Annotated in this window: 16 protein-coding genes and 1 tRNA gene; 8 read left to right on the top strand and 9 right to left on the bottom strand. The window is 64.3% G+C overall.

The window, feature by feature from the left end; translation table 11 throughout:
- Positions 1-66 precede the first annotated feature (66 nt).
- Positions 67-732, bottom strand: coding sequence for an alpha/beta hydrolase (locus QQJ84_RS02250; RefSeq protein ID WP_284256303.1), 666 nt, complete (start codon positions 730-732; stop codon positions 67-69).
- Positions 733-956: 224 nt separating this feature from the next.
- On the opposite strand from QQJ84_RS02250, the gene cysE reads away from it, so the two are divergent.
- The 5 genes from cysE to QQJ84_RS02225 all read left to right on the top strand — a co-directional run bounded on the left by cysE (position 957) and on the right by QQJ84_RS02225 (position 5,413).
- On the top strand, positions 957-1,616 hold the full coding sequence (cysE, locus tag QQJ84_RS02245) for a serine O-acetyltransferase (RefSeq protein WP_284256302.1): 660 nt from the start codon (positions 957-959) through the stop codon (positions 1,614-1,616).
- A gap of 7 nt (positions 1,617-1,623) precedes the next feature.
- A complete protein-coding gene (locus QQJ84_RS02240) occupies positions 1,624-2,709 on the top strand; it encodes a cysteine desulfurase family protein (RefSeq protein ID WP_284256598.1) in 1,086 nt (361 codons plus the stop codon).
- Between the two features lie 30 nt (positions 2,710-2,739).
- The gene (locus QQJ84_RS02235) at positions 2,740-3,069 is read left to right on the top strand and encodes a ferredoxin family 2Fe-2S iron-sulfur cluster binding protein (protein ID WP_284256300.1); all 330 of its coding nucleotides are present in this window, start codon (positions 2,740-2,742) and stop codon (positions 3,067-3,069) included.
- An 8-nt stretch (positions 3,070-3,077) separates the two neighbouring features.
- Positions 3,078-4,124 (top strand): tRNA 2-thiouridine(34) synthase MnmA, encoded by a 1,047-nt coding sequence (gene mnmA / locus QQJ84_RS02230; RefSeq protein WP_284256299.1) that lies wholly within the window; start codon positions 3,078-3,080, stop codon positions 4,122-4,124.
- Positions 4,125-4,234: 110 nt separating this feature from the next.
- A complete protein-coding gene (locus QQJ84_RS02225) occupies positions 4,235-5,413 on the top strand; it encodes a Hint domain-containing protein (RefSeq protein ID WP_284256297.1) in 1,179 nt (392 codons plus the stop codon).
- A 53-nt stretch (positions 5,414-5,466) separates the two neighbouring features.
- Here the strand turns inward: QQJ84_RS02225 and QQJ84_RS02220 are convergent, their stop codons facing one another.
- The 3 genes from QQJ84_RS02220 to secD all read right to left on the bottom strand — a co-directional run bounded on the left by QQJ84_RS02220 (position 5,467) and on the right by secD (position 8,969).
- The gene (locus tag QQJ84_RS02220) at positions 5,467-6,189 is read right to left on the bottom strand and encodes an EAL domain-containing protein (protein ID WP_284256296.1); all 723 of its coding nucleotides are present in this window, start codon (positions 6,187-6,189) and stop codon (positions 5,467-5,469) included.
- A 246-nt stretch (positions 6,190-6,435) separates the two neighbouring features.
- Positions 6,436-7,377, bottom strand: a complete 942-nt coding sequence (secF, locus tag QQJ84_RS02215; protein WP_284256295.1) for a protein translocase subunit SecF — start codon at positions 7,375-7,377, stop codon at positions 6,436-6,438.
- Between the two features lie 11 nt (positions 7,378-7,388).
- Entirely contained in the window at positions 7,389-8,969 is a 1,581-nt protein-coding gene (secD, locus tag QQJ84_RS02210) for a protein translocase subunit SecD (protein WP_284256294.1), read from the bottom strand.
- Between the two features lie 85 nt (positions 8,970-9,054).
- On the opposite strand from secD, the gene QQJ84_RS02205 reads away from it, so the two are divergent.
- Positions 9,055-10,032 carry a Gfo/Idh/MocA family protein gene (locus QQJ84_RS02205; RefSeq protein ID WP_284256293.1) on the top strand — a complete coding sequence of 326 codons (978 nt, stop codon included), beginning with the start codon at positions 9,055-9,057 and terminating at the stop codon, positions 10,030-10,032.
- Here QQJ84_RS02205 and QQJ84_RS02200 read toward each other — a convergent pair.
- The gene (locus tag QQJ84_RS02200; protein ID WP_284256292.1) at positions 10,029-11,186 is read right to left on the bottom strand and encodes a sulfotransferase family protein; all 1,158 of its coding nucleotides are present in this window, start codon (positions 11,184-11,186) and stop codon (positions 10,029-10,031) included. The two genes, QQJ84_RS02205 and QQJ84_RS02200, sit on opposite strands and share 4 nt — an antisense overlap.
- An 86-nt stretch (positions 11,187-11,272) precedes the next feature.
- Between QQJ84_RS02200 and QQJ84_RS02195 the strand changes: the two genes are divergently transcribed.
- On the top strand, positions 11,273-12,448 hold the full coding sequence (locus QQJ84_RS02195; RefSeq protein WP_284256291.1) for a DUF1214 domain-containing protein: 1,176 nt from the start codon (positions 11,273-11,275) through the stop codon (positions 12,446-12,448).
- A 56-nt stretch (positions 12,449-12,504) separates the two neighbouring features.
- Positions 12,505-12,594, top strand: a tRNA-Ser gene (locus tag QQJ84_RS02190).
- Between the two features lie 27 nt (positions 12,595-12,621).
- Here QQJ84_RS02190 and cobA read toward each other — a convergent pair.
- Genes cobA through nirB form a run of 4 tightly spaced genes read right to left on the bottom strand, consistent with a single transcriptional unit; the run spans position 12,622 to position 18,804 of the window.
- Complete coding sequence (gene cobA / locus QQJ84_RS02185; protein WP_284256290.1) at positions 12,622-13,410, bottom strand: uroporphyrinogen-III C-methyltransferase; 789 nt, start codon at positions 13,408-13,410, stop codon at positions 12,622-12,624.
- The gene (locus QQJ84_RS02180) at positions 13,407-16,016 is read right to left on the bottom strand and encodes a nitrate reductase (RefSeq protein WP_284256289.1); all 2,610 of its coding nucleotides are present in this window, start codon (positions 16,014-16,016) and stop codon (positions 13,407-13,409) included. Before QQJ84_RS02180 ends, cobA begins: the two co-directional genes overlap by 4 nt.
- The gene (gene nirD / locus QQJ84_RS02175) at positions 16,013-16,351 is read right to left on the bottom strand and encodes a nitrite reductase small subunit NirD (protein ID WP_284256288.1); all 339 of its coding nucleotides are present in this window, start codon (positions 16,349-16,351) and stop codon (positions 16,013-16,015) included. Before nirD ends, QQJ84_RS02180 begins: the two co-directional genes overlap by 4 nt.
- Complete coding sequence (nirB, locus tag QQJ84_RS02170; protein WP_284256287.1) at positions 16,351-18,804, bottom strand: nitrite reductase large subunit NirB; 2,454 nt, start codon at positions 18,802-18,804, stop codon at positions 16,351-16,353. The genes nirD and nirB overlap by 1 nt, the downstream gene beginning before the upstream one ends.
- Positions 18,805-18,827: the final 23 nt, after the last annotated feature.

Here is an 18,827-nt window from a genome sequence, read left to right as displayed (position 1 = left end):
CAGCTTTCGCTGGCATGACGTGATGGCATGACGTCATGGTATGAACGTCATGCCATCAGGGGTGGGCTAGTCGGCGGCCAGGGCCATTTGTTTGCGGGCCAGGGATTGGGCGACGTAGCCTTCCACGGCTTCGGCGATTTTGCCGGCGTGGTTGGCGAACACATGGTCAGCGCCTTCGAACACGCGGTAGTCGATGGCGACGCCTTTTTGCAGGTTGAGCTTGTCGACCAGTTTGCGCACTGAGATTTCGGGCACCATTTCGTCGGAGTCGCCGTGGATCATCAACCCGCTGCACGGGCAGGGGGCGAGGAAGCCAAAGTCATAATGGGCAGCGGGCGGGGCGACGGAGACCCAGCCGGAGACTTCCGGGCGGCGCATGAGCAGTTGCATGCCCACGAAGGCGCCGAAGGAGTAGCCGGAGATCCACAGCCCTCCATGGCCGGGGTTGAGCGCCTGCATCCAGTCCAGCGCGGCGGCGGCGTCGTTGATCTCGCCCATGCCGCCGTCAAACTTGCTCTGGCTGCGGCCAACGCCGCGGAAATTGAAGCGCATGACCGAAAAGCCCAGGCGCTGGAACACCTGATACATGGAGTAGGTGATACGATTGTTCATGGTGCCGCCATGCAGCGGGTGCGGGTGCAGGACGAGCGCCAGCGGGGCGCCGCGTTCCTTGGCATGGTGGTAACGTCCTTCCAGGCGGCCTTCCGGCCCGGCAAACATCACTTCAGGCATTCTCTAACTCGTCTTTCATAATGACCGTGTAACTTCACAACTTCGCTGGGAATATTTCCCGGCTGCGGACCGTACTTCATCCATCCGAATGTTGACCTCAGGGGTCCGGATACCTAAGTGCTCCTCAAGGCTTTGGGTGGCATAACAGACGGATTACCGTTTGGGTTTCCCCTCAGGTCTGCTAATATAGACTGCTTATGGTCAGATAATCCACGGAAATTCGCATGGCCCTTATGTTTTTAACGGAGACGGTTCGGGCTTACAGGGAGCGTGACCCGGCGGCGCGGTCCAATCTTGAGGTTTTGCTCTGCTATCCTGGATTGCACGCAACCGGGATACATCGCGTTTCGAGCTTTTTCTGGCGGCACGGGTTTTACACCACCGGCCGGTTTCTCTCGCATATCGGGCGGTTTCTGACCGGAATCGAGATCCACCCCGGCGCGCAGCTGGGGCGGCGGTTTATCATCGACCATGGCATGGGCGTGGTGATCGGCGAGACCGCGGTGGTGGGTGACGATGTGTATATTTACCATCAGGTAACGCTGGGGGGCACCAGCTCGGAGCATATCAAGCGGCATCCGACGGTAGGAAATAATGTGATTATCGGCGCCGGGGCGAAGGTGCTGGGCGCGATCGAGATCGGCGAGGGGGCGCGCATTGGCGCCAACGCCGTGGTGGTGGCGCCGGTGCCTGCGGGAACGACCGTGGTGGGGATACCGGCGCGGCCGGTCGACCGCGAGGGGGCCAAGCCGCGGTTCGATGCCTATGGCACGCCGTGTGATCCATGCCTGGACCCGCTGCTGCATGAGGTTGATCTGCTGCGCCGGGAGCTGACGGAGCTGGAGCACCGTATCGCCGGCATGGTGAGCGACAGGATTAATTGAGCCGGTGATGTATCTGGATGCCAATGCGACGGAGCCGTTGCGGCCCGAAGCAAAGGCGGCGGCGGTGGCGGCTATGGGGCTTGCCAATCCGGCCTCGGTGCATGGCGCGGGGCGGGCGGCGCGCAAAGTGCTGGAAGATGCCCGCGAGGCGGTGGCGGGGTGTTTCAACGCCAAGACGGGGGATGTGATTTTTTGCTCGGGCGCCACTGAGGCGAATGCGCTGGCCGTGCATGCGCTGGGGGCGGGCCGGGCGGTGTTCTATGGCGCAACGGAGCATGATTGTGTGCGCGCGGCGGCGCCGGGGGCCGGGGTGATACCGGTTTTGCCCGATGGCACAGTGGATATGGAAGCGCTGGAGGGCTTGCTGGCCGGGCAGCCGGGGGCGCTGGTCTGCCTGATGGCGGCGAATAATGAGACCGGCGTGCGCCACGACATTGCGGCGGTGGCGGTGCTTTGCGCGCGGCATGGGGCGTTGCTGCATGTGGATGCGGTGCAGGCGGCGGGGCGCTGCCGGGAGGAGTGGCTGGGCATGGGGGCGGCGAGCATTGCCATCTCAGGCCATAAAATGGGCGGGCCGATGGGGGCCGGGGCGCTGGTGGTGAGCGCCGGGCGGGAGATTATGGCGGATCTGCGCGGCGGCGGGCAGGAGCTGGGGCGGCGCGGCGGGACGCCTGCGCTGCCCGCCATAGCCGGGATGGCGGCAGCGCTGGGTGGCGGCTATGAGGCGGCGCGGATCGCTGGTTATCGCGATGAAATTGAAGCATTTTGCGTGCGCCTTGGCGCGGTGGCGCTGGGGGCGGGCGCGAACCGGCTGGTGAACACCACCTGCCTGGCGCTGCCGGGGGCGCGGGCGCAGACGCAGTTGATCGCGCTGGATATGGCCGGGTTCGCGGTCTCCGCCGGGGCGGCGTGTTCATCGGGCAAGGTGGCGGAAAGCCACGTGTTGCGGGCAATGGGGGCGGGGGCGTTGGCGGGGCAGGCGATCAGGGTTTCGCTGCCTTGGAATGTGGCGGCGCAGGTGGTGCCGGCGTTCTGCGGCGCATATGAGGCCATGGCAAAGCGTGCCTTGCATGGTCAGGCGCGTTGCGCTTGAAGGGCGCTGGAATTTCTGAAGGTTTGTGCGATGCCGAAAATGACTTTTATTGAGCGCAATGGGATTGCGCGTGAGGTTGAAGCCCCTGTGGGGCTTTCCGTGCTGGAAGTGGCGCATAAGCATGGCGTGGATATTGAGGGCGCGTGCGAGGGGTCGCTGGCCTGTTCGACCTGCCATGTGATCGTGGACCCTGCCTGGGCCGGGAAGCTTAAAAAGGCGAGCGAGGATGAGGAGGACATGCTGGACCTGGCGTTCGGGCTGGAGAAGACCTCACGGCTGGGGTGCCAGATTGTGATCTCCGAGGCGCTGGACGGACTTGTGGTGAAATTGCCCTCGGCGACCAGAAACGCGGCGGGTTAGGCACGGGCATGAGAATCGTGGTCGCCATGTCAGGCGGGGTCGACAGCTCGGTGGTGGCCGGGCTGATGGCGCGCGCCGGGCATGAGGTGATCGGCGTGACGTTGCAGCTCTACGACCATGGCGCGGCGGTGGGGCGCAAAGGCGCGTGCTGCGCGGGGCAGGATATTCGCGACGCCAAGCGCGTGGCCGATACACTGGGGATCGCGCATTATGTGGTGGATGCGGAGGCGCGGTTTCGCGATAGCGTGATGGCCGCGTTTGCCGATAGCTATGCCAGCGGGCAGACGCCGGTGCCGTGCATTGCGTGCAACCAGCACCTGAAATTTGGCGACCTGCTGGAGATGGCGCGCGATCTGGGCGGCGAGGCAATGGCGACCGGGCATTATGTGCGCAGGCTTGAAGGCCCGGCCGGGGCGCAGATGCACAGGGCGGTGGACGAGAGCCGGGACCAGAGCTGGTTTCTGGCGGCGACCACGCGCGCGCAACTGGAGTTTTGCCGGTTTCCGCTGGGCGATTATGCCAGCAAGGCGCAGGTGCGCGCGGTGGCGGCCGAGATGGGGCTGGTGGTGGCCGAGAAGGCTGACAGCCAGGATATCTGCTTTGTGCCCACCGGCTCCTATGCTGGAATCGTGGAGAAATTTCGCCCGGACGCGCTGAGCGAGGGCGAGATTGTGAGCGAGGATGGGGTTGTGCTGGGCACGCACCAGGGCATCGCGCGCTATACCGTGGGCCAAGCCAAGCGGCTGGGCAACGCGGCGGCGCATATGGTGGTGAAGAAGATAGAGCCGGGGACGCGGCGCATTGTGGTGGGGCCGCGCCGGGTGGAGAGCCTTGAGGTGCGGCTGCGCGATGTGAACTGGCTGATTGATGTGCCCGAGGGCGGAGTTTCGGCCGGGGTGAAGATGCGGGCGCGAGACTCTGTGCATGCCGCGCGGGTGTTGCCGGAGGGGAACGGGGCGATGCTGCGGCTCGATGAGCCGGCATTGGCGGCACCAGGGCAGGCGGCGGTGTTTTATGACGGGTCGCGGGTGCTGGGCGGCGGGTTTATCGTTTGATTAACTGAACGGAATACAATCTAGGGTAAGTTTAGGGCGCGACGGCGCGGGTTTTTTATTGTAGGTTGTCTCGCATTCCCGGATACTGCGTTGTAACGGCAGGAAATTGAATGACGAACGTCAGCATTACTTCGAGCGGCACCTATACCTTGACCACGCCGCTGACCAACGGCACGAACATCGATTTCCTGAACAATGGCGGGACGGTGGGGGGTGTGCTGATCCTCACTGACAATGCGCAGGGCAGCGCGTTCAACATCACCACGCAGATAACGGGCGGGACGATCAGCGGTTACGGCGCGAATATCGGCGGCGGGATTTTGAATTTTCAAGCAGGCAGCTTTGGCATCGCGGGTGACCAGATTACAATTCAGGCGGTGGCGGATTTGTTTGGCTCGTTGTTCGTGGGTGGCACGCTGAATGCGGATTACAATGCGCTGGTGGGGGATATCACCGAGGCGGCGCTAAGCGGCGGGCATATTCTGGTGCTGCCGGGCGGGACTGTGGACGGGTTGCCGTTCACCAACCCGTTCACGCTGGATGCGGCGCAGAAGCTGGTGATCGGCGAGGTGGCGGGCGCGCTGTTTGGCACGGCGGCAACGGCGGACCATGCGACCTTGGATATCGGCTTTGGCACGCGGGTTAACCCGAACAGCAATACGCCGTTTGTGGATGCGATTTTTACCACCAATGTGGCGATCAACCCGTGTTTCGCGGCCGGGACGCGGATTTTGACCTTGCGTGGGGAGGTGGCGGTGGAGGCGCTGAACGTGGGGGATATGGTGATTACCCATGCCGGCGAGGAGCAGCCCATTGTGTGGATTGGCAGGCGGGAGGTGGAGATTGCCGCGCAGGCGCGGCCTGAGACGGTGCGTCCGGTGGTGATTGAGGCGGATGCGCTGGGCGAGGGCATGCCGGGGCGGCGGCTCGTGGTCTCACCTGACCATGCGCTGTTTCTGGATGGTGTGCTGGTGCCGGCGAAGGAGCTGTTGAACTGGACGACGATTCGCCAGGACCATGCGGTCGAGCGGGTGATTTATTATCACGTGGAGTTGGCGCGCCATGATGTGATTTTTGCTGAAGCGGCGCCGGTGGAGACGTATCTGGATACGGGGCATCGCGGAATTTTTGATAATGCGGAGGATGATGTGGTGGCCTTGCCGGCGGTGATGCAGCGGCGCCGCGAGGCGGAGGGGTGCGCGCCGTTGTGCCTGGGCGGGCCGGTGTTGGCGGAGATACGGCGCAAGATCGCGGCGCGGCAGGTGGGGATCAGGCTGGCTGCGCTTTAAACCAATGAAATTGATCGTAAAACATAAGGTAGAGCGTGATTGACGTGAGGCAATCACGCTCTACCCGCGGCGAGATATTGCCCTAACCCGGCCGCGGGGAGCGGGTGCGAGAAGAGGTAGCCCTGGCCGTGGGTGACGCCGCGGGCGCGCAGGCTGTCGCGCAGAGTGGGGGTTTCGATGCCTTCGGCGATGATGTCCTGACCTTTGGCGGCGGCCTGGGCGGCCATGGCACGGATGAATTCCTGGTCGGCGGGGTGATCGCTGATGACAACGCTGCGGTCCAGCTTGATGGCGCGGATCGGCATGTCGAGCAGGGCGGGGAGATAGGGCATGTCCGGGGTGATATCGTCCAGGGCCAGGCCGTAGCCGGCGGCGCGCAGAGTGGTGATGACGGCGCAGGCGGCTTTGAGGTCGTGAACCGGGTGGCGTTCTGTCAGCTCGAAACGGATGTTGCTTGTGGGTAGGCCGGAGCTGGCGCGGATCAGCTCGATGCAGGTGACCAGATCGGGGTGGAGCATCGCGTCCAGCGGCAGGTTGATGGCGATGCGCAGGTTTTGCGCGGCGAAACCGTGTTCGGTGTATTCATCGAGCGCGCGCTGCATGATGCAGGCGGTGAGGCGCATGGAACGTTCGGCGCCGGTCATGGCCTCGACCACGGTTTCGGCGCCACCCATTGTGCCGTCGGCGCCGGTGGTGCGGGCGAGGACCTCGGCGTAGTCCGGGCGCAGATCGGCGAGCCGGATGATCGGCTGGTAGAAGATGCGGATCGACGCCATGAGGGCTTGGTCTTGAGTTAGGTCACGCATCGTCTAAAAAATCGCATTCGTAGTAAAATTAGAGCAATATTAACTTTGTAGCAAAGTTAACGAAACGATGCGAGTTGATTCAAACGAATTTTTGCTGGTTCCGGGTAATTAAGGGGTTGGCTGGGGGAGATGCCAGCTTGCGCTGGCATGACGGGGTTGGCGGGAAGATGCCAGCTTGCGCTGGCATGACGGGATTGGCGGGGGGGGCGGCGGGGGTTATTTGGTTTTGGGCAGGCTGCCGCTGCGGCGCAGGCGGTGTTCGCCGAGGAAGAGCAGGATGGGGGCGGCGATGAAGATGGAGGACGAGGTGCCCACCACGATGCCAAACAGCATGATCCACGCGAAGCCGGAGAGCGCGGAGCCGCCGAACAGGGCCAATGGCAGGGCCGCGAGGAACACGGTGCCGGAGGTGCCCAGGGTGCGGTTCAGGGTCTCGTTGATTGACTGGTCGATGAGGTTGCGCAGCGGCATGGTTTTGTATTTGCGCAGGTTTTCACGCACCCGGTCGTAGACCACCACTTTGTCATTCGTGGAGTAGCCGATGATGGTGAGGATGGCGGCGATTGTCACCAGGTCAAACGGAATGCGGGTGATGACCATGAAGCCGATGGTTTTTGTGGTGTCGAGGATGAGCGTGGTGACCGCGCCGACGGCGAATTGCCATTCGAAGCGGAACCAGATGTAGGCCAGGATCATCACGAAGCTGAGGCCCAGCGCCTCCAGCCCCTGGGCGAAGAGCTGCTGCGAGACGGAGGCGCCGATGGCCTGGGTGCTGAGGATTTTGGCGCCCGGCGCAGCGCTGGCCAGGGCGGTCTGCGCCTCGGTGATGGAGGTCTGGGTGGCGGCGGCGCTGGCCTTGCTCTCCAGGCTGATGAGCACGCCGGTGCCCGCCGCGCCGAAGCTTTGCAGCGATGCGTCAGCCAGCCCGGCCTGGGCCAGGGCGGCGCGGATGGCGGGGAAGTTGGCGGTTTGCGGGGTTTCCACCTGGAGGACCACGCCGCCCTTGAAATCCAGCCCCAGATTAAGGCCAGGGTAGAAGAAGAGGATGGCCGAGGCGGTGCTGAGCACGGCCGAGACGATGAGACCGGCGAAGCGGCCGTTCATGAATCGGATTTTGGTGCCGTCCGGAACGAAGCGGAGCATGGGTTTCATAAACATTTTGCGGTTCCTCAGACGGGCAACGAGGCGGGGCGGCGCGAGATGTACCAGCGCGAGGTGATGAGGCGCACCAGCACGGTGGCGGTGAACATGGTGGTGACGATGCCAACGCAGATGGTGACGGCGAAGCCGCGCACCGGGGGCGAGCCGAAGATGAACAGGGTGACGTGGGCAAGCAATGTGGTCACGTTACTGTCAATGATGGTGCCGTAGGCGCGTTTGTAACCGGCCTCCAGCGCGGCCAGGGGTTTGCGGCCGGCTTTCACCTCCTCGCGCACGCGCTCGTTGATGAGTACGTTGGCGTCCACCGCCATGCCGAGCGTGAGCAAAATGCCCGCCATGCCGGGGAGGGTGAGTGTGGCGCCCATGAAGGAGAGGATGGCCAGCATGATGACGAGGTTCATCACCAGCGCCGCGTTCGCGAACCAGCCGAACAGGCCGTAGAACACGGCCATGAAGGCGAGCACGAAGATGAAGCCGGCGGTGAGCGAGAGGGCCCCGGCGCGGATGGCGTCAGCGCCGAGGTCGGGGCCGACGCTTTGTTCCTCGACGATGTTGAGCGGGGCGGGCAGGGCGCCGGCGCGCAGCAAAAGGGCGAGGTCGGTGGCTGATTGCGCGGTGAAATTGCCCGATATCTGGCCGGAGCCGCCGGTGATGGGCTCGCGGATGACCGGGGCCTCGATGATCTTGCCGTCAAGGATGATGGCGAAGAGCTTGCCGACGTTGGCGGTGGTGACATCTGCGAACTCTCGCGCGCCGACGGAGTTGAGCGAGAAGTTGACCACCCATTGGCCGCTTTGCGGGTCGGTGGAGGCCTGGGCGTTGTCGAGATCGGCGCCGTCAACAGCGACGTTGGAGAACACGTCCATGCTTTGTTGCGGGTTGTCGGCCATGGGGAGCTGGGTGTCGCCCAGGGGGGCGATGGGGCCGGGCTGCGCGTTGGAGTCGACCATCTGGAAGGTCATGTGCGCGGTGGTGCCGATGAGGGTTTTCACGCGGCTGGGGTCGGAGATGCCGGGAAGCTGGACGACGATCTGGTCCGTGCCCTGGCGGGCGATGGTGGGGTTGAGCACGCCGGAGCCGTCGATCCGGCGCTGGATGATGGTGATGGACTGATCAACCGCCTGGGCCTCGCGGGCGATGAGGGTCTGATGCGGGATGGAGATGTTGATGCTGCCATCCGGCGCCTGGGCGATGGAAATATTGGGCGAGCTGGCATTGGGGGCGTAGGTGACGAGCTTGCGCAACGCCGCCGTGACGGCCGGGGCATCGGAGGCATTGAGCAGGTGGAGTACGACCTGATGATTGGGGATGTCGGCATGCAGGCCGGTGTAGCCGAGGCCTGCGGTGCGCATGGTCTGGCGGACTTGATCGACCAGGCCGTTGAGGTCCTGTTTTTCGACCGCCGCGAAGTCGATCTGGAGGAGCAGATAGCTGCCGCCGCGCAGGTCCAGCCCCAGGTGGACCTGGCTCCAGGGCACGAATCCGGGCAGGAAGGCAGGGCGGGGGCCGATGTTGGGCAGGCCCAGCAAGACGCCGAGCACGCAGAGGAGCATGATTCCATAAGTCTTGGCGCGGGTAAAATACAGCATTTGTGATCCGAAAATCCTTTTATCGCAGGCGGTATGACGTTGCTCCCGGTTGCGCGCAACCCCGGCGGGCGATACCACGTTTTACATGAGTGAGCGCTTGAATGTTGGTCTGATCGGGGCGGGGCATTTTGGCCGCTACCATGCGTTGAAACTGGCCGGCGCGAAGCGGGCCAAACTCGTGGGGCTGGCGGATGCCGACCCGGAGCGGGCGAAGACCGTGGCCTGGGAAGCGGGCTGCCCGGTGAAGACCGTGGATGAAATTCTGGAACTGGCGCAGGCGGTGATTATTGCCGCGCCTGCCGAGTATCACTTTGATCTTGCAGCAAAAGCACTCCGTGCGGGCAAGCATGTGCTGGTCGAGAAGCCGATTGCGGCGACACTGGAGCAGGCGGCTGAGCTGGCGGAACTGGCGCGCGCGGCGGGGCTGGTGTTGCAGGTGGGGCATCTGGAGCGGTTCTCGGCGGCGCATGGGGCGCTCTCGGCGCGGATGGGCAAGCCGCTCTATATCGAGGCGGTGCGCATTGCGCCGTTCAAGCCGCGCGGGACCGATGTTTCGGTGATTCTCGACCTGATGATCCATGACCTTGATTTGATTCTGGCGCTGACCGATTCGCCGGTGGCGAGCGTGGACGCCGTTGGCGCCCCGGTGGCCAGCGAGCATGATGATATCGCCAATGCGCGGATACGTTTTGAGAACGGCGCGGTGGCGACGATCACCGCGAGCCGGATTTCGTTGAAGACCGAGCGCAAGATGCGGATATTTTCGCAGACGGGGTATCTGACGGTGGATTTCGCGGCGCGCAAGCTGACCTTGGTGGGCCGCGGGATAGGGATGAAGCTGCCGGGGTTCGAGGAGTTTGGCGTGGAGCAGGCGGGGTGGCAGGACCATGACGCGCTGCTGGCCGAGCATGAGGCGTTTTTTGCCTCGGTGCTGGATGGGGCGCCGGTTTTGGTGGATGCGCAGGCGGGCGCGCGGGCGCTGGCGGCGGCGCTGGCGGTGAGCGAGGCGATCGCGCGGAGCCGCGCGGTTGCCGAGGCGAGCGGGTTGATACCGCGGGGTTAGAAATAGCCTCCGAACTGGTTGGTGTATTGGGCGAACGCGCGGGCGATGTCATCCGGGGTGAGGCCCGCGTCAGCCAGGTTGTAGCTGTGTTTGCCATGTTTGTGCTGGGTGTTGGATTGTTCCCAGGCGAGCATGGCGGCGCGGCTGGCGGCGGGGAGCGGAAGGCCGGCGGCGGCGTGGATGCGTTCGGCGCAGGCGAGGCTGTCCGCGACAATGGAATTGTAGGCGAGGTCCACAAAGCTATGGTTTGTGGCGAGGACGGCGCGGGCGGCGAGGTAGCGGCGGGTGTGTTCGCCCCAGAATTCGAGGGCGTAGCGGCCGACATCGGCGGCATTGGCGATGGTGCAACTGGCGCGCCGCGCCGCCGCGATCATGGCGATGTAGGAGGCGACGGTGATTTTTGGGTCGCGGTGGCAATGAACGATCGTGGCGTTGGGGAAGGTGCTGAACAGCTCAGGTAAAAACCCCATATGCTGCGGCGCCTTGAGCACCCATGGCTGGCCTCGCCCGTGGCCAAAAAATTGTTGCACCTGGAGGATGAGTTTCAGCCAGCGATAGACAGGCGTAAAGGATTGCTGGTCCAGCCAGGCTTTATACGCAGGCGCTGGGACGGTGGAGCAGTTGATGTAGTTGTAGCCGGTGACCTCGAGGGCGAAAATGTCTTCGTCCGGCTCGTTGGCTGCCATGGGGTGGGCGGCGTAGAGTTCGGGTGCGTTGGCGCGCAGGGCCTGGGTGTAGGCCTCGGCCAGGGCGATGCGCGGGTCCGGCCCGTTGGGCGGGGTGTTGGGCAGAGGCACTGGGTTGAGCAATTGCCAGAGTAGGAGCTTTTGCATGCCGGGGCCGGCGGCGATGATGCGGTGCAGCTTGGTGGTGCCCGAGCGGGGCAGGCCGATGATGACGATGGGGCCGGCGATGGGCTCACGGATGATTTCCGGGTGGCGGGTCAGCGTGTCTTCCAGGCGCAGGCGGTTGGTGATGGCGCGGATGAGGCCGGCGCGTTTTCCGGCGGCGCCGGCGGGGGTCAGATGGCCGTCCTGGTTCCAGGATCCGGTGAGGATGCGCAGGGCTTCCAGCATGTCCGGCGAGACGCCGGGCTGCCCGCCGGTGGCCGATTGGATGATTTCGGCGAGGTCGAGTTTGGCCTGCGGTATCATTTTGAGGTTTCCAACCTGATTATTGTAATCTAGGTTACATTTGTGCCCGCGCAGCGTCAAATTGCGCGAGAGGGGAAGTGGCAGGGATGGAAAACAGCCAAAACGATCCGGCGTTTGCGCCGGTTGTTACGTATCTGGCGCAGGCGCGGGCCACGGCGGCGCGGCTTGGCTACGATGATCCGGCGCTTGGCGCGGCGTATGACAAGCAGGTGCTGATGCTGCTGGCGCTGGCGTATGGGGAGGTGTTTGGCACGAGTGTGGAGGCACCGGACTGGGCGCCGCATATTTCTTTTTATTTTCCGTGGGGGTCGCCTAACCCGGACGATATTTACCGCTTTGCGCCGATGGATGCCGGGGGGAGTTACAGATTTTCAGGGGTGAAAGGCACGGCGCCGGTGGCGCTGATCACCATGCGCAAGGGCGGGGCGCATCTGGGGCAGATTAACGGGCGCACGCTGGGGGAGATTGACCTGACCACCGTGGCGGCCGATGCGCACGGGCGGTATGAATTCATGCTGAGTGCCGCGCGCCCGGAAGGCTATGCGGGGGCCTGGTATGAAATGCACCCGCAGACGGAGTCGTTATTGTATCGCAGCCGCACCAGCGGGCCGGGGCAGTCTGATCCGGTATGCACGATTGAGCGGCTGGACCGGCGGCCGGGTGCGGCGATGTTGGGGGCGGAGGAAAGCGCGCATAAAATTGCGATGCTGGCCAGCTACGCGGCGCGGCAGAACGAGCTGGTGCTGGGGTATCTGAACGGGGTGCGGGCGCGCGGCGGGGCGGAGGGGTTTATTTTTGATGACCAGTCCGGCTATGGCTCGGTAACCAACCAGCGCACGCTGATGCATCTGTTTGAACTGGCACCCGATGAGGCACTGATTTTGGAGACGCAGCTGCCGCGCGAGGTGCGGTATTGGAGTGTGCAGCTTTATGACGCGCATTTTTCCGGGATTGATTACGTGTTCCGGCAAAGCTCGTTGAACGGGGCGAATGTGCGCGCCGATGTGGACGGCCGGGCGCGGCTGGTGGTGTGTGGCAGCGACCCGGGGGTGGCGAACTGGCTGGATACCGGCGGGTGGAAAGCGGGCGGGCTGCTGTGGCGGTGGAGCTATGCTGACAGCTACCCCAAACCGGAGGTGCGCAAGGTGAAGCAGGCGGAGCTGGCGGCGCACCTGCCGGAGGGGACGGCACATATGGGCGCGCAAGAACGCCAGGCGGCGCTGAGCCGGCGCATTGGCTATTACCAGACCAGAAGCCGGTAGGCGCTGGCGGCTGGCTTGATTATTTGGCGCAGACAGAGCAGGAAGCGGGCCGAGCCGGAAGGGTGGCCGAGTGGTTTAAGGCAGCGGTCTTGAAAACCGCCGTGCGTGAAAGCGTACCGTGGGTTCGAATCCCACCTCTTCCGCCAATAACTCATTGATATTAAGTTATTTCATCATCCACATGATGCGTCCGCCATGGTCCGTTCCATCTCGCTAACGGCCTGACTTTCCAAGGCCGCAATCTCGTTGGCATCGCGCAGGGCTTCACCGATTAAAATCAGCACCGGCCCCGCCGCCGCCTGCGCCGCATGGAGGCGGGGCAAGGTGGCGATGGTCGCGGGTACGCTGCGCTGATCAGCCAGGCTGGCGTTTTCGATGAGGATGGCCGGCATGTCCGGCGGCATCCCGGCCTCGATGAAATGGGCAGCCAGGCCGGGCAGTGTTTCGCCGCCCATGTAGACCACGAGGGTTCCGCCGGATTTTGTCAGCGAGACGAAATCATGCGCGGGCAGGCCGCCTTGCGCGCCGTGGCCAGTGAGAAAATGCAGCGAGCGGGCCACGCCGCGCCGGGTGAGGGAGAGGTTGAGCGCGGCGGCGGCGGCGGTGGCGGCGGTGATGCCGGGCACCACCTCGAAGGTGATGCCGTGCGCGCGCAAGGCATCCATCTCCTCGCTCGCGCGGCCGAACACCATCGGGTCGCCGCCCTTGAGGCGCACCACATTGTGGCCGCCGCGGGCTTCCTCCACCAGCAGGCGGCAGATTTGCGCCTGTGATGCGGCGTGTTTGCCGCAGCGCTTGCCAACATCGATCAGCCGCGCCGCCGGGCCCGCCATGGCGATGATCCTGGGGTCGGCCAGGCTGTCATAGAGGACCACACTGGCCGCCCGCAGCAGGCGCGCGGCTTTGAGCGTGAGCAGTTCGGGGTCGCCGGGGCCGGCGCCTACCAGAAACACATGGGTCATGTCACCAACTCCAAGGCTGTTGTGGATTGCAGGATGGCGGCCAGTTCGCCCTTGCAGGAGCCGCAATTGGTGCCGGCCTTGCAGGCGCGGCCGATCGCCGCGACATCGCGCAGGCTGCCATCCCGGATGGCGGCGCGGATGTCAGGCTCGCTGACGCGGTGGCAGATGCAGACCATGCGGCCGGTCGCGCCGCCGGGCTTGGCATTGGCCATCAGGATGCCCGCCCGGCTCCCCTGCCAATTGGTCACGCTGAACAGCTCGGCCAGGGTTGCCGGGCCGGGCAGCAGCTCGCGCCGGGGGGCGATGAACAGGCAGGCCAGCAGCGTGTTGCGGCGCAGGATACCGAGGCGGTAGATGCCGCGCCCGGCGTCCATAACCTCGATGCGCTCCGCATCGGCATCGGCGCCGCAGAGCCGCGCCGCCCAGTCGGAGAGTTCCGCGCCGAATTGCAGCGGCTTCCATCCGGCCAGAACGAAACGGTGCATGCCACCCGCGAGCGGCACCCGCGCGGCACAAAACTGCCCGGCGGGGCGGGGCTGGGCGCGGGTCTGGACGATGGCGTGCCAGTCAGTTTGCAGCCGTTGCACCGAGGCGGGCTCAAATTTGGAGGCGGGCTGGCCCGATATCGGGTCGTGCTCGGGGCCGATGAGCTGGTTGATGGTGCCGGTGGTGCTGTGCGCGCCAGTCCAGTGCATGGCGGCAAAGATTTCACCGGCGCGCTGATTTTGCGAGATTTCCGCAGGCAACACGGCGCTGCCGTGGCGCGTGGTGACGCGCAGCAGGTCCCCCTGGGTGATGTTCTGGGCCTTGGCATCCTCGGGGGAAAGCGAGAAGCTTGGCTCGGCGGCGCTTTCCATCAGCGCGGGGACGAAGCCGGTGCGGGTCATCGTGTGCCATTGGTCGCGCAGGCGCCCGGTGTTGAGGATGAAGGGAAACGCCTGATCGCGCTTTTGGGGGGCGGGCAGCGCCACCGGGAGGAAACGCGCCAGCCTGTCGGGTGTGGAGAAGCCGCCGCGGGCGAAGAGGCGTTTGCCGCCCCAGGTGAAGGGAGCCATGTCATCATAGGCGGCGTCGCTCAATTTCGCGCGGCCTGAAATGTCGAACAGGCGCGCCCCCTCATTGCCGCAGCCCGAGAGGGCGGCATGTTCGCGGAAAATATCCGCCGGTTTGGTGTAGGCGAACTGGGCCGCGAAGCCCATGCGCCGGGCCAGTTGTGTGAACATCCACCAATCGGGTTTTGCCTCGCCGGGAGCGGCGCGGAAGGGGCGCTGGCGGGAGATGGTGCGTTCGGAGTTTGTTACGGTGCCGTCTTTCTCGCCCCAGCCGGCGGCGGGGAGGACGATGTTGGCCAGGCGCGTGGTCTCCGTCGGCCAGCAGTCGGCGGCGACGACAAACGGGCAGGCCTCGAGCGCTGCGCGCACCCGCGCCGAGCGGGGCAGGCTTTCCGCCGGGTTGGTCGCCGCGATCCATATGGCCTTGACGCGCCCGGCCAGCACGGCATCGAACATGTCCAGCGCCTTCAGCCCGGGTTTTTTCGGCAGGCGCGGGGCGTTCCAGAAGGATTGCAGCATCGCCCGGTCCTCGGCGTTCTCAAAACGCAGATGTGCCGCGAGCTGGTTGGCCAGGCCGCCCACCTCGCGCCCGCCCATGGCATTCGGCTGGCCGGTGAGCGAGAAGGGGCCCATGCCCGGTTTGCCGATGCGCCCGGAGGCGAGATGCACGTTGAGAATGGCGTTGACTTTGTCAGTGCCGTTGCTGGACTGGTTAACCCCCTGGCTGAATAATGTGACGGTGCGCGGAGTTTCGCAGAACCAGTGCAGGAACGTATCGAGGTCGGCATCCGCGATGCCGAGCGACGCGGCGGATATATGGTTTTCCTCTGCCGCCGCCAGGGCTTTTGCGAAGCCTTTGGTGTGGCAGCGGACATAGGAGGCGTCAATTTTGTCCTGCTGGTTGAGCGCGGTGAGCAGGCGCAGAAACAGCGCGGTATCGCCATCCGGGCGGATCGGCAGATGCAGATCCGCCAGTGCCGCCGTTGCCGTGCGCCGTGGGTCGATGACCACGATTTTTGTGCCGCGCGCGGCTCGGGCCGCCAGGGCGCGTTCGAATAATACCGGGTGGCACCAGGCGGTGTTGGAGCCGGCGAGGACGAGCAGGTCAGCCTCCTCGATGTCATCATAGCAGCCGGGCACAATGTCTTCGCCAAAGGCGCGGATGTGTCCGGCGACGGTGGAGGCCATGCACAGGCGCGAATTGGTGTCGATATTGGCGCTGCCGATGAAGCCTTTCATAAGCTTGTTGGCAGCGTAATAATCTTCGGTGAGAAACTGCCCGGAGCCGTAAAAAGCGACGGCATCGGGCCCATGTTGCGCGATCACGGCGGAAAATTTCGCCGCGGCTTCATCCAGCGCCTCATCCCAGCTCACCTGCCGCCCGCCCGAGGTTGGCACCAGCAGGCGGTTGCTGTCATCCAGCGTTGCCGCCAGGGTGGAGCCTTTGATGCAGAGCCGCCCGGCATTGGCGGGGTGCGCCGCGTCGCCGCTGACCACGCCGGCGTTCACCTCAACGCCGCACCCCACGCCGCAATAGGGGCATGTGGTTTTCATGCAGGCACACCCAGGGCCAAAAGCACCCGGCCGTCCTCCACCTTCACCGCGAAATGCGGCGCGCAGCCTTTATCAAGCCCTTGCGCCTGGCCTGATTCCAGGGAGATGACCCAGTTATGCAGCGGACAGGTGACCGAGGCGCCATGCACGATGCCCTGGCTCAACGGGCCTTGCTTGTGCGGGCACTGGTCGCGCAGCGCAAACACCCGGTCATCCGCCGTGCGGAAAATCGCGATGTCGCCCATCCCGGTTGTCACGGTTCTTGCCCCCAGGCGGGGAATTTCCGCCAGCGCGCCGATATCCACAAAGTCGCGTGCGATCCGCATCCCGTCCATTATACCAGCTCCGCCATTGCGTTGAATTTTTTACCCAGTGCCGGGCTTGTGGCTTCTTGCGCCCAGGGGTCGGTCTGCGCGAATTTTTGCGCGTGGAGAAAATCCTCGAACAGGGAGCGCCGCAGCTCGGCGTTGTCCACGATTCTCTCCTGCACATATTTGAGGCCGGCACGCTCGATCCACGGCGCGGTGCGCTCCAGGTAGCGCGCCTCCATACGGTAGAGTTGCAGGAAGGCGCAGGCATATTCCATCACCTCTTCCTCGGTGGTTACCTTGCACAAAAGCTCGGTGGCGCGAACCTTGATGCCGCCGTTGCCGCCGACATGCAGATCCCACCCGGCTTCGGTCGCGACCACGCCGAAGTCTTTTATGGTCGCCTCGGCGCAGTTGCGCGGACAGCCGGAGACCGCGAGTTTCACCTTGTGCGGATGCCAGGAGCCCCAGGTGGCCTTCTCCAGCGCGACGCCCATGGCGGTGGAATCTTGCACGCCGAAGCGGCACCATTCAGACCCGACGCAGGTTTTCACCGTGCGCAATGATTTACCGTAGGCATGGCCGGAGACCAGCCCGGCCTCGTTCAAATCCTGCCAGACGGCGCACAGGTCTTCCTTTTTCACGCCCAGCATGTCAATGCGCTGGCCGCCGGTCACTTTCACCGCCGGGATGTTGAATTTATCCACCACATCGGCGATGGCGCGCAGCTCGCCCGCCGTGGTGGTGCCGCCCCACATGCGTGGAATCACCGAATATGTGCCGTCCTTCTGGATGTTCGCATGCATGCGCTCGTTCACGAAGCGCGACTGCGCATCATCCACATATTCGCCGGGCCAGGCAGCGAGGAGATAAAAATTCAACGCCGGGCGGCAGGAGGCGCAGCCGTTGGGGGTGGTCCATTCCAGCGCCTGCATCACGGCGGGAATGGTTTTCAGCGCGCCGCCCTTGATGCGGCGGCGGACTTCATCATGCCCGTGGCTGGTGCATTTGCACATCGGCTTCACGGCGTCAGGCGTGTAGTTTTCACCCAGCGAGAGTTTCAGCAGCCCTTCCACCAGCCCGGTGCAGGAGCCGCAGGAGGCGGAGGCTTTGGTGCGCGCGCGCACATCCTCCACCGTGCACAGCTCATGCGCGGCAATGGCGTTGCAGATGGTGGATTTTTTCACGCCGTTGCAGCCGCATATTTCGGCGTTGTCCGGCATTTGCGCCAGTGCCTCGTGCGGGTCGCCCGCGGCCATCACGGGGCCGAAGATCATCGTGTCGCGTAAATCGCCGAGCGGCGCTTCATCCTTGAGGAGCTGAAAATACCATCCGGCATCGCGCGCATCGCCAAAACAGACGATGCCGACCAGCCTGTCATCGCGCAGCACCAGGCGTTTATAAATGCCGCGCGCGGCATCACGCAAAATAACATCCTCGGTGGATTTGTCGCCCATGAAGGCTCCGGCTGAGAACATCTCGATCCCCGAGACTTTCAGCCGCGTGCCGGAGGCAACGGGCATGAAGCCGCTTTGCGCGGCGCCGCAGATGTGATCGGCGGCGACCTTCGCCATGTCCCAGATCGGCGCGACCAGGCCGTAGCATTGTTTGTTGTGTTCCACGCATTCGCCGATGGCGAAAATCGCCGGGTCGGAGGTGCGCATCGCATCGTCCACCAGCACGCCGCGGTCGGTGGCGATGCCGGAAGCTTTGGCCAGATTGGCGTTCGGGCGGATGCCCACGGCCATCACCACAAGATCAGCCGGGATGCGCCGGCCGTCTTTCAGCGTGACGGAGTGCACGGCGCCATGTTCACCCTCGCCGTCGAAAGACTCTGTGTTCGCGCCGGTGTAGATCGTCATGCCGCGGGCGGTGAGCGCGCGTTCCAGCAGATGCGCGGCCGAGGCGTCCAACTGGCGTTCCATCAGCGTGGGCATGAGATGCACCACGCTCACCTCCATGCCGCGCAGGTTCAGGCCATGCGCGGCCTCCAGCCCGAGCAGCCCGCCGCCGATAACCACGGCGGATTTGCCCGGTGCGGCGATGCTGAGCATTTTTTCGACATCGGAGACCGAGCGGAAGGTCATCACGCCGGGGCGCTCAACGCCGGGGAGCGGCAGTACGAATGGGTTTGATCCTGTTGCCAGCAGCAGATAATCATATTTCACAACCGTGCCGTGTTCACCGGTGACGGTGTGATGGGCGCGGTCGATCGTGGTGACGGCTTCGCCCGCGATCAGCCTGATATTATGTTCGGCGTACCATTCCAGGCTGTTCAGCACGATCTGCTCGAAATTTTTATCGCCCGCCAGCAAGGGCGAGAGCATGATCCGGTCATAATTCGGCTGCGCTTCGGCGCCGAACACCGTGATCTCGAACATCCCCGGCGCGCGGTGCAGAATTTCCTCCACGGTGCGCATTCCGGCCATGCCGTTGCCGATAACAACCAGTTTTCTACGTGCGGCGGACATCATGTTCATCGTCGCAACTCCTTGATGTGAGA

The sequence above is a fragment of the Acidocella aquatica genome, from assembly GCF_030160635.1.
GTDB classification, from domain to species: domain Bacteria; phylum Pseudomonadota; class Alphaproteobacteria; order Acetobacterales; family Acetobacteraceae; genus Acidocella; species Acidocella aquatica.
This window is presented reverse-complemented; position numbering and strand designations above follow the sequence as displayed.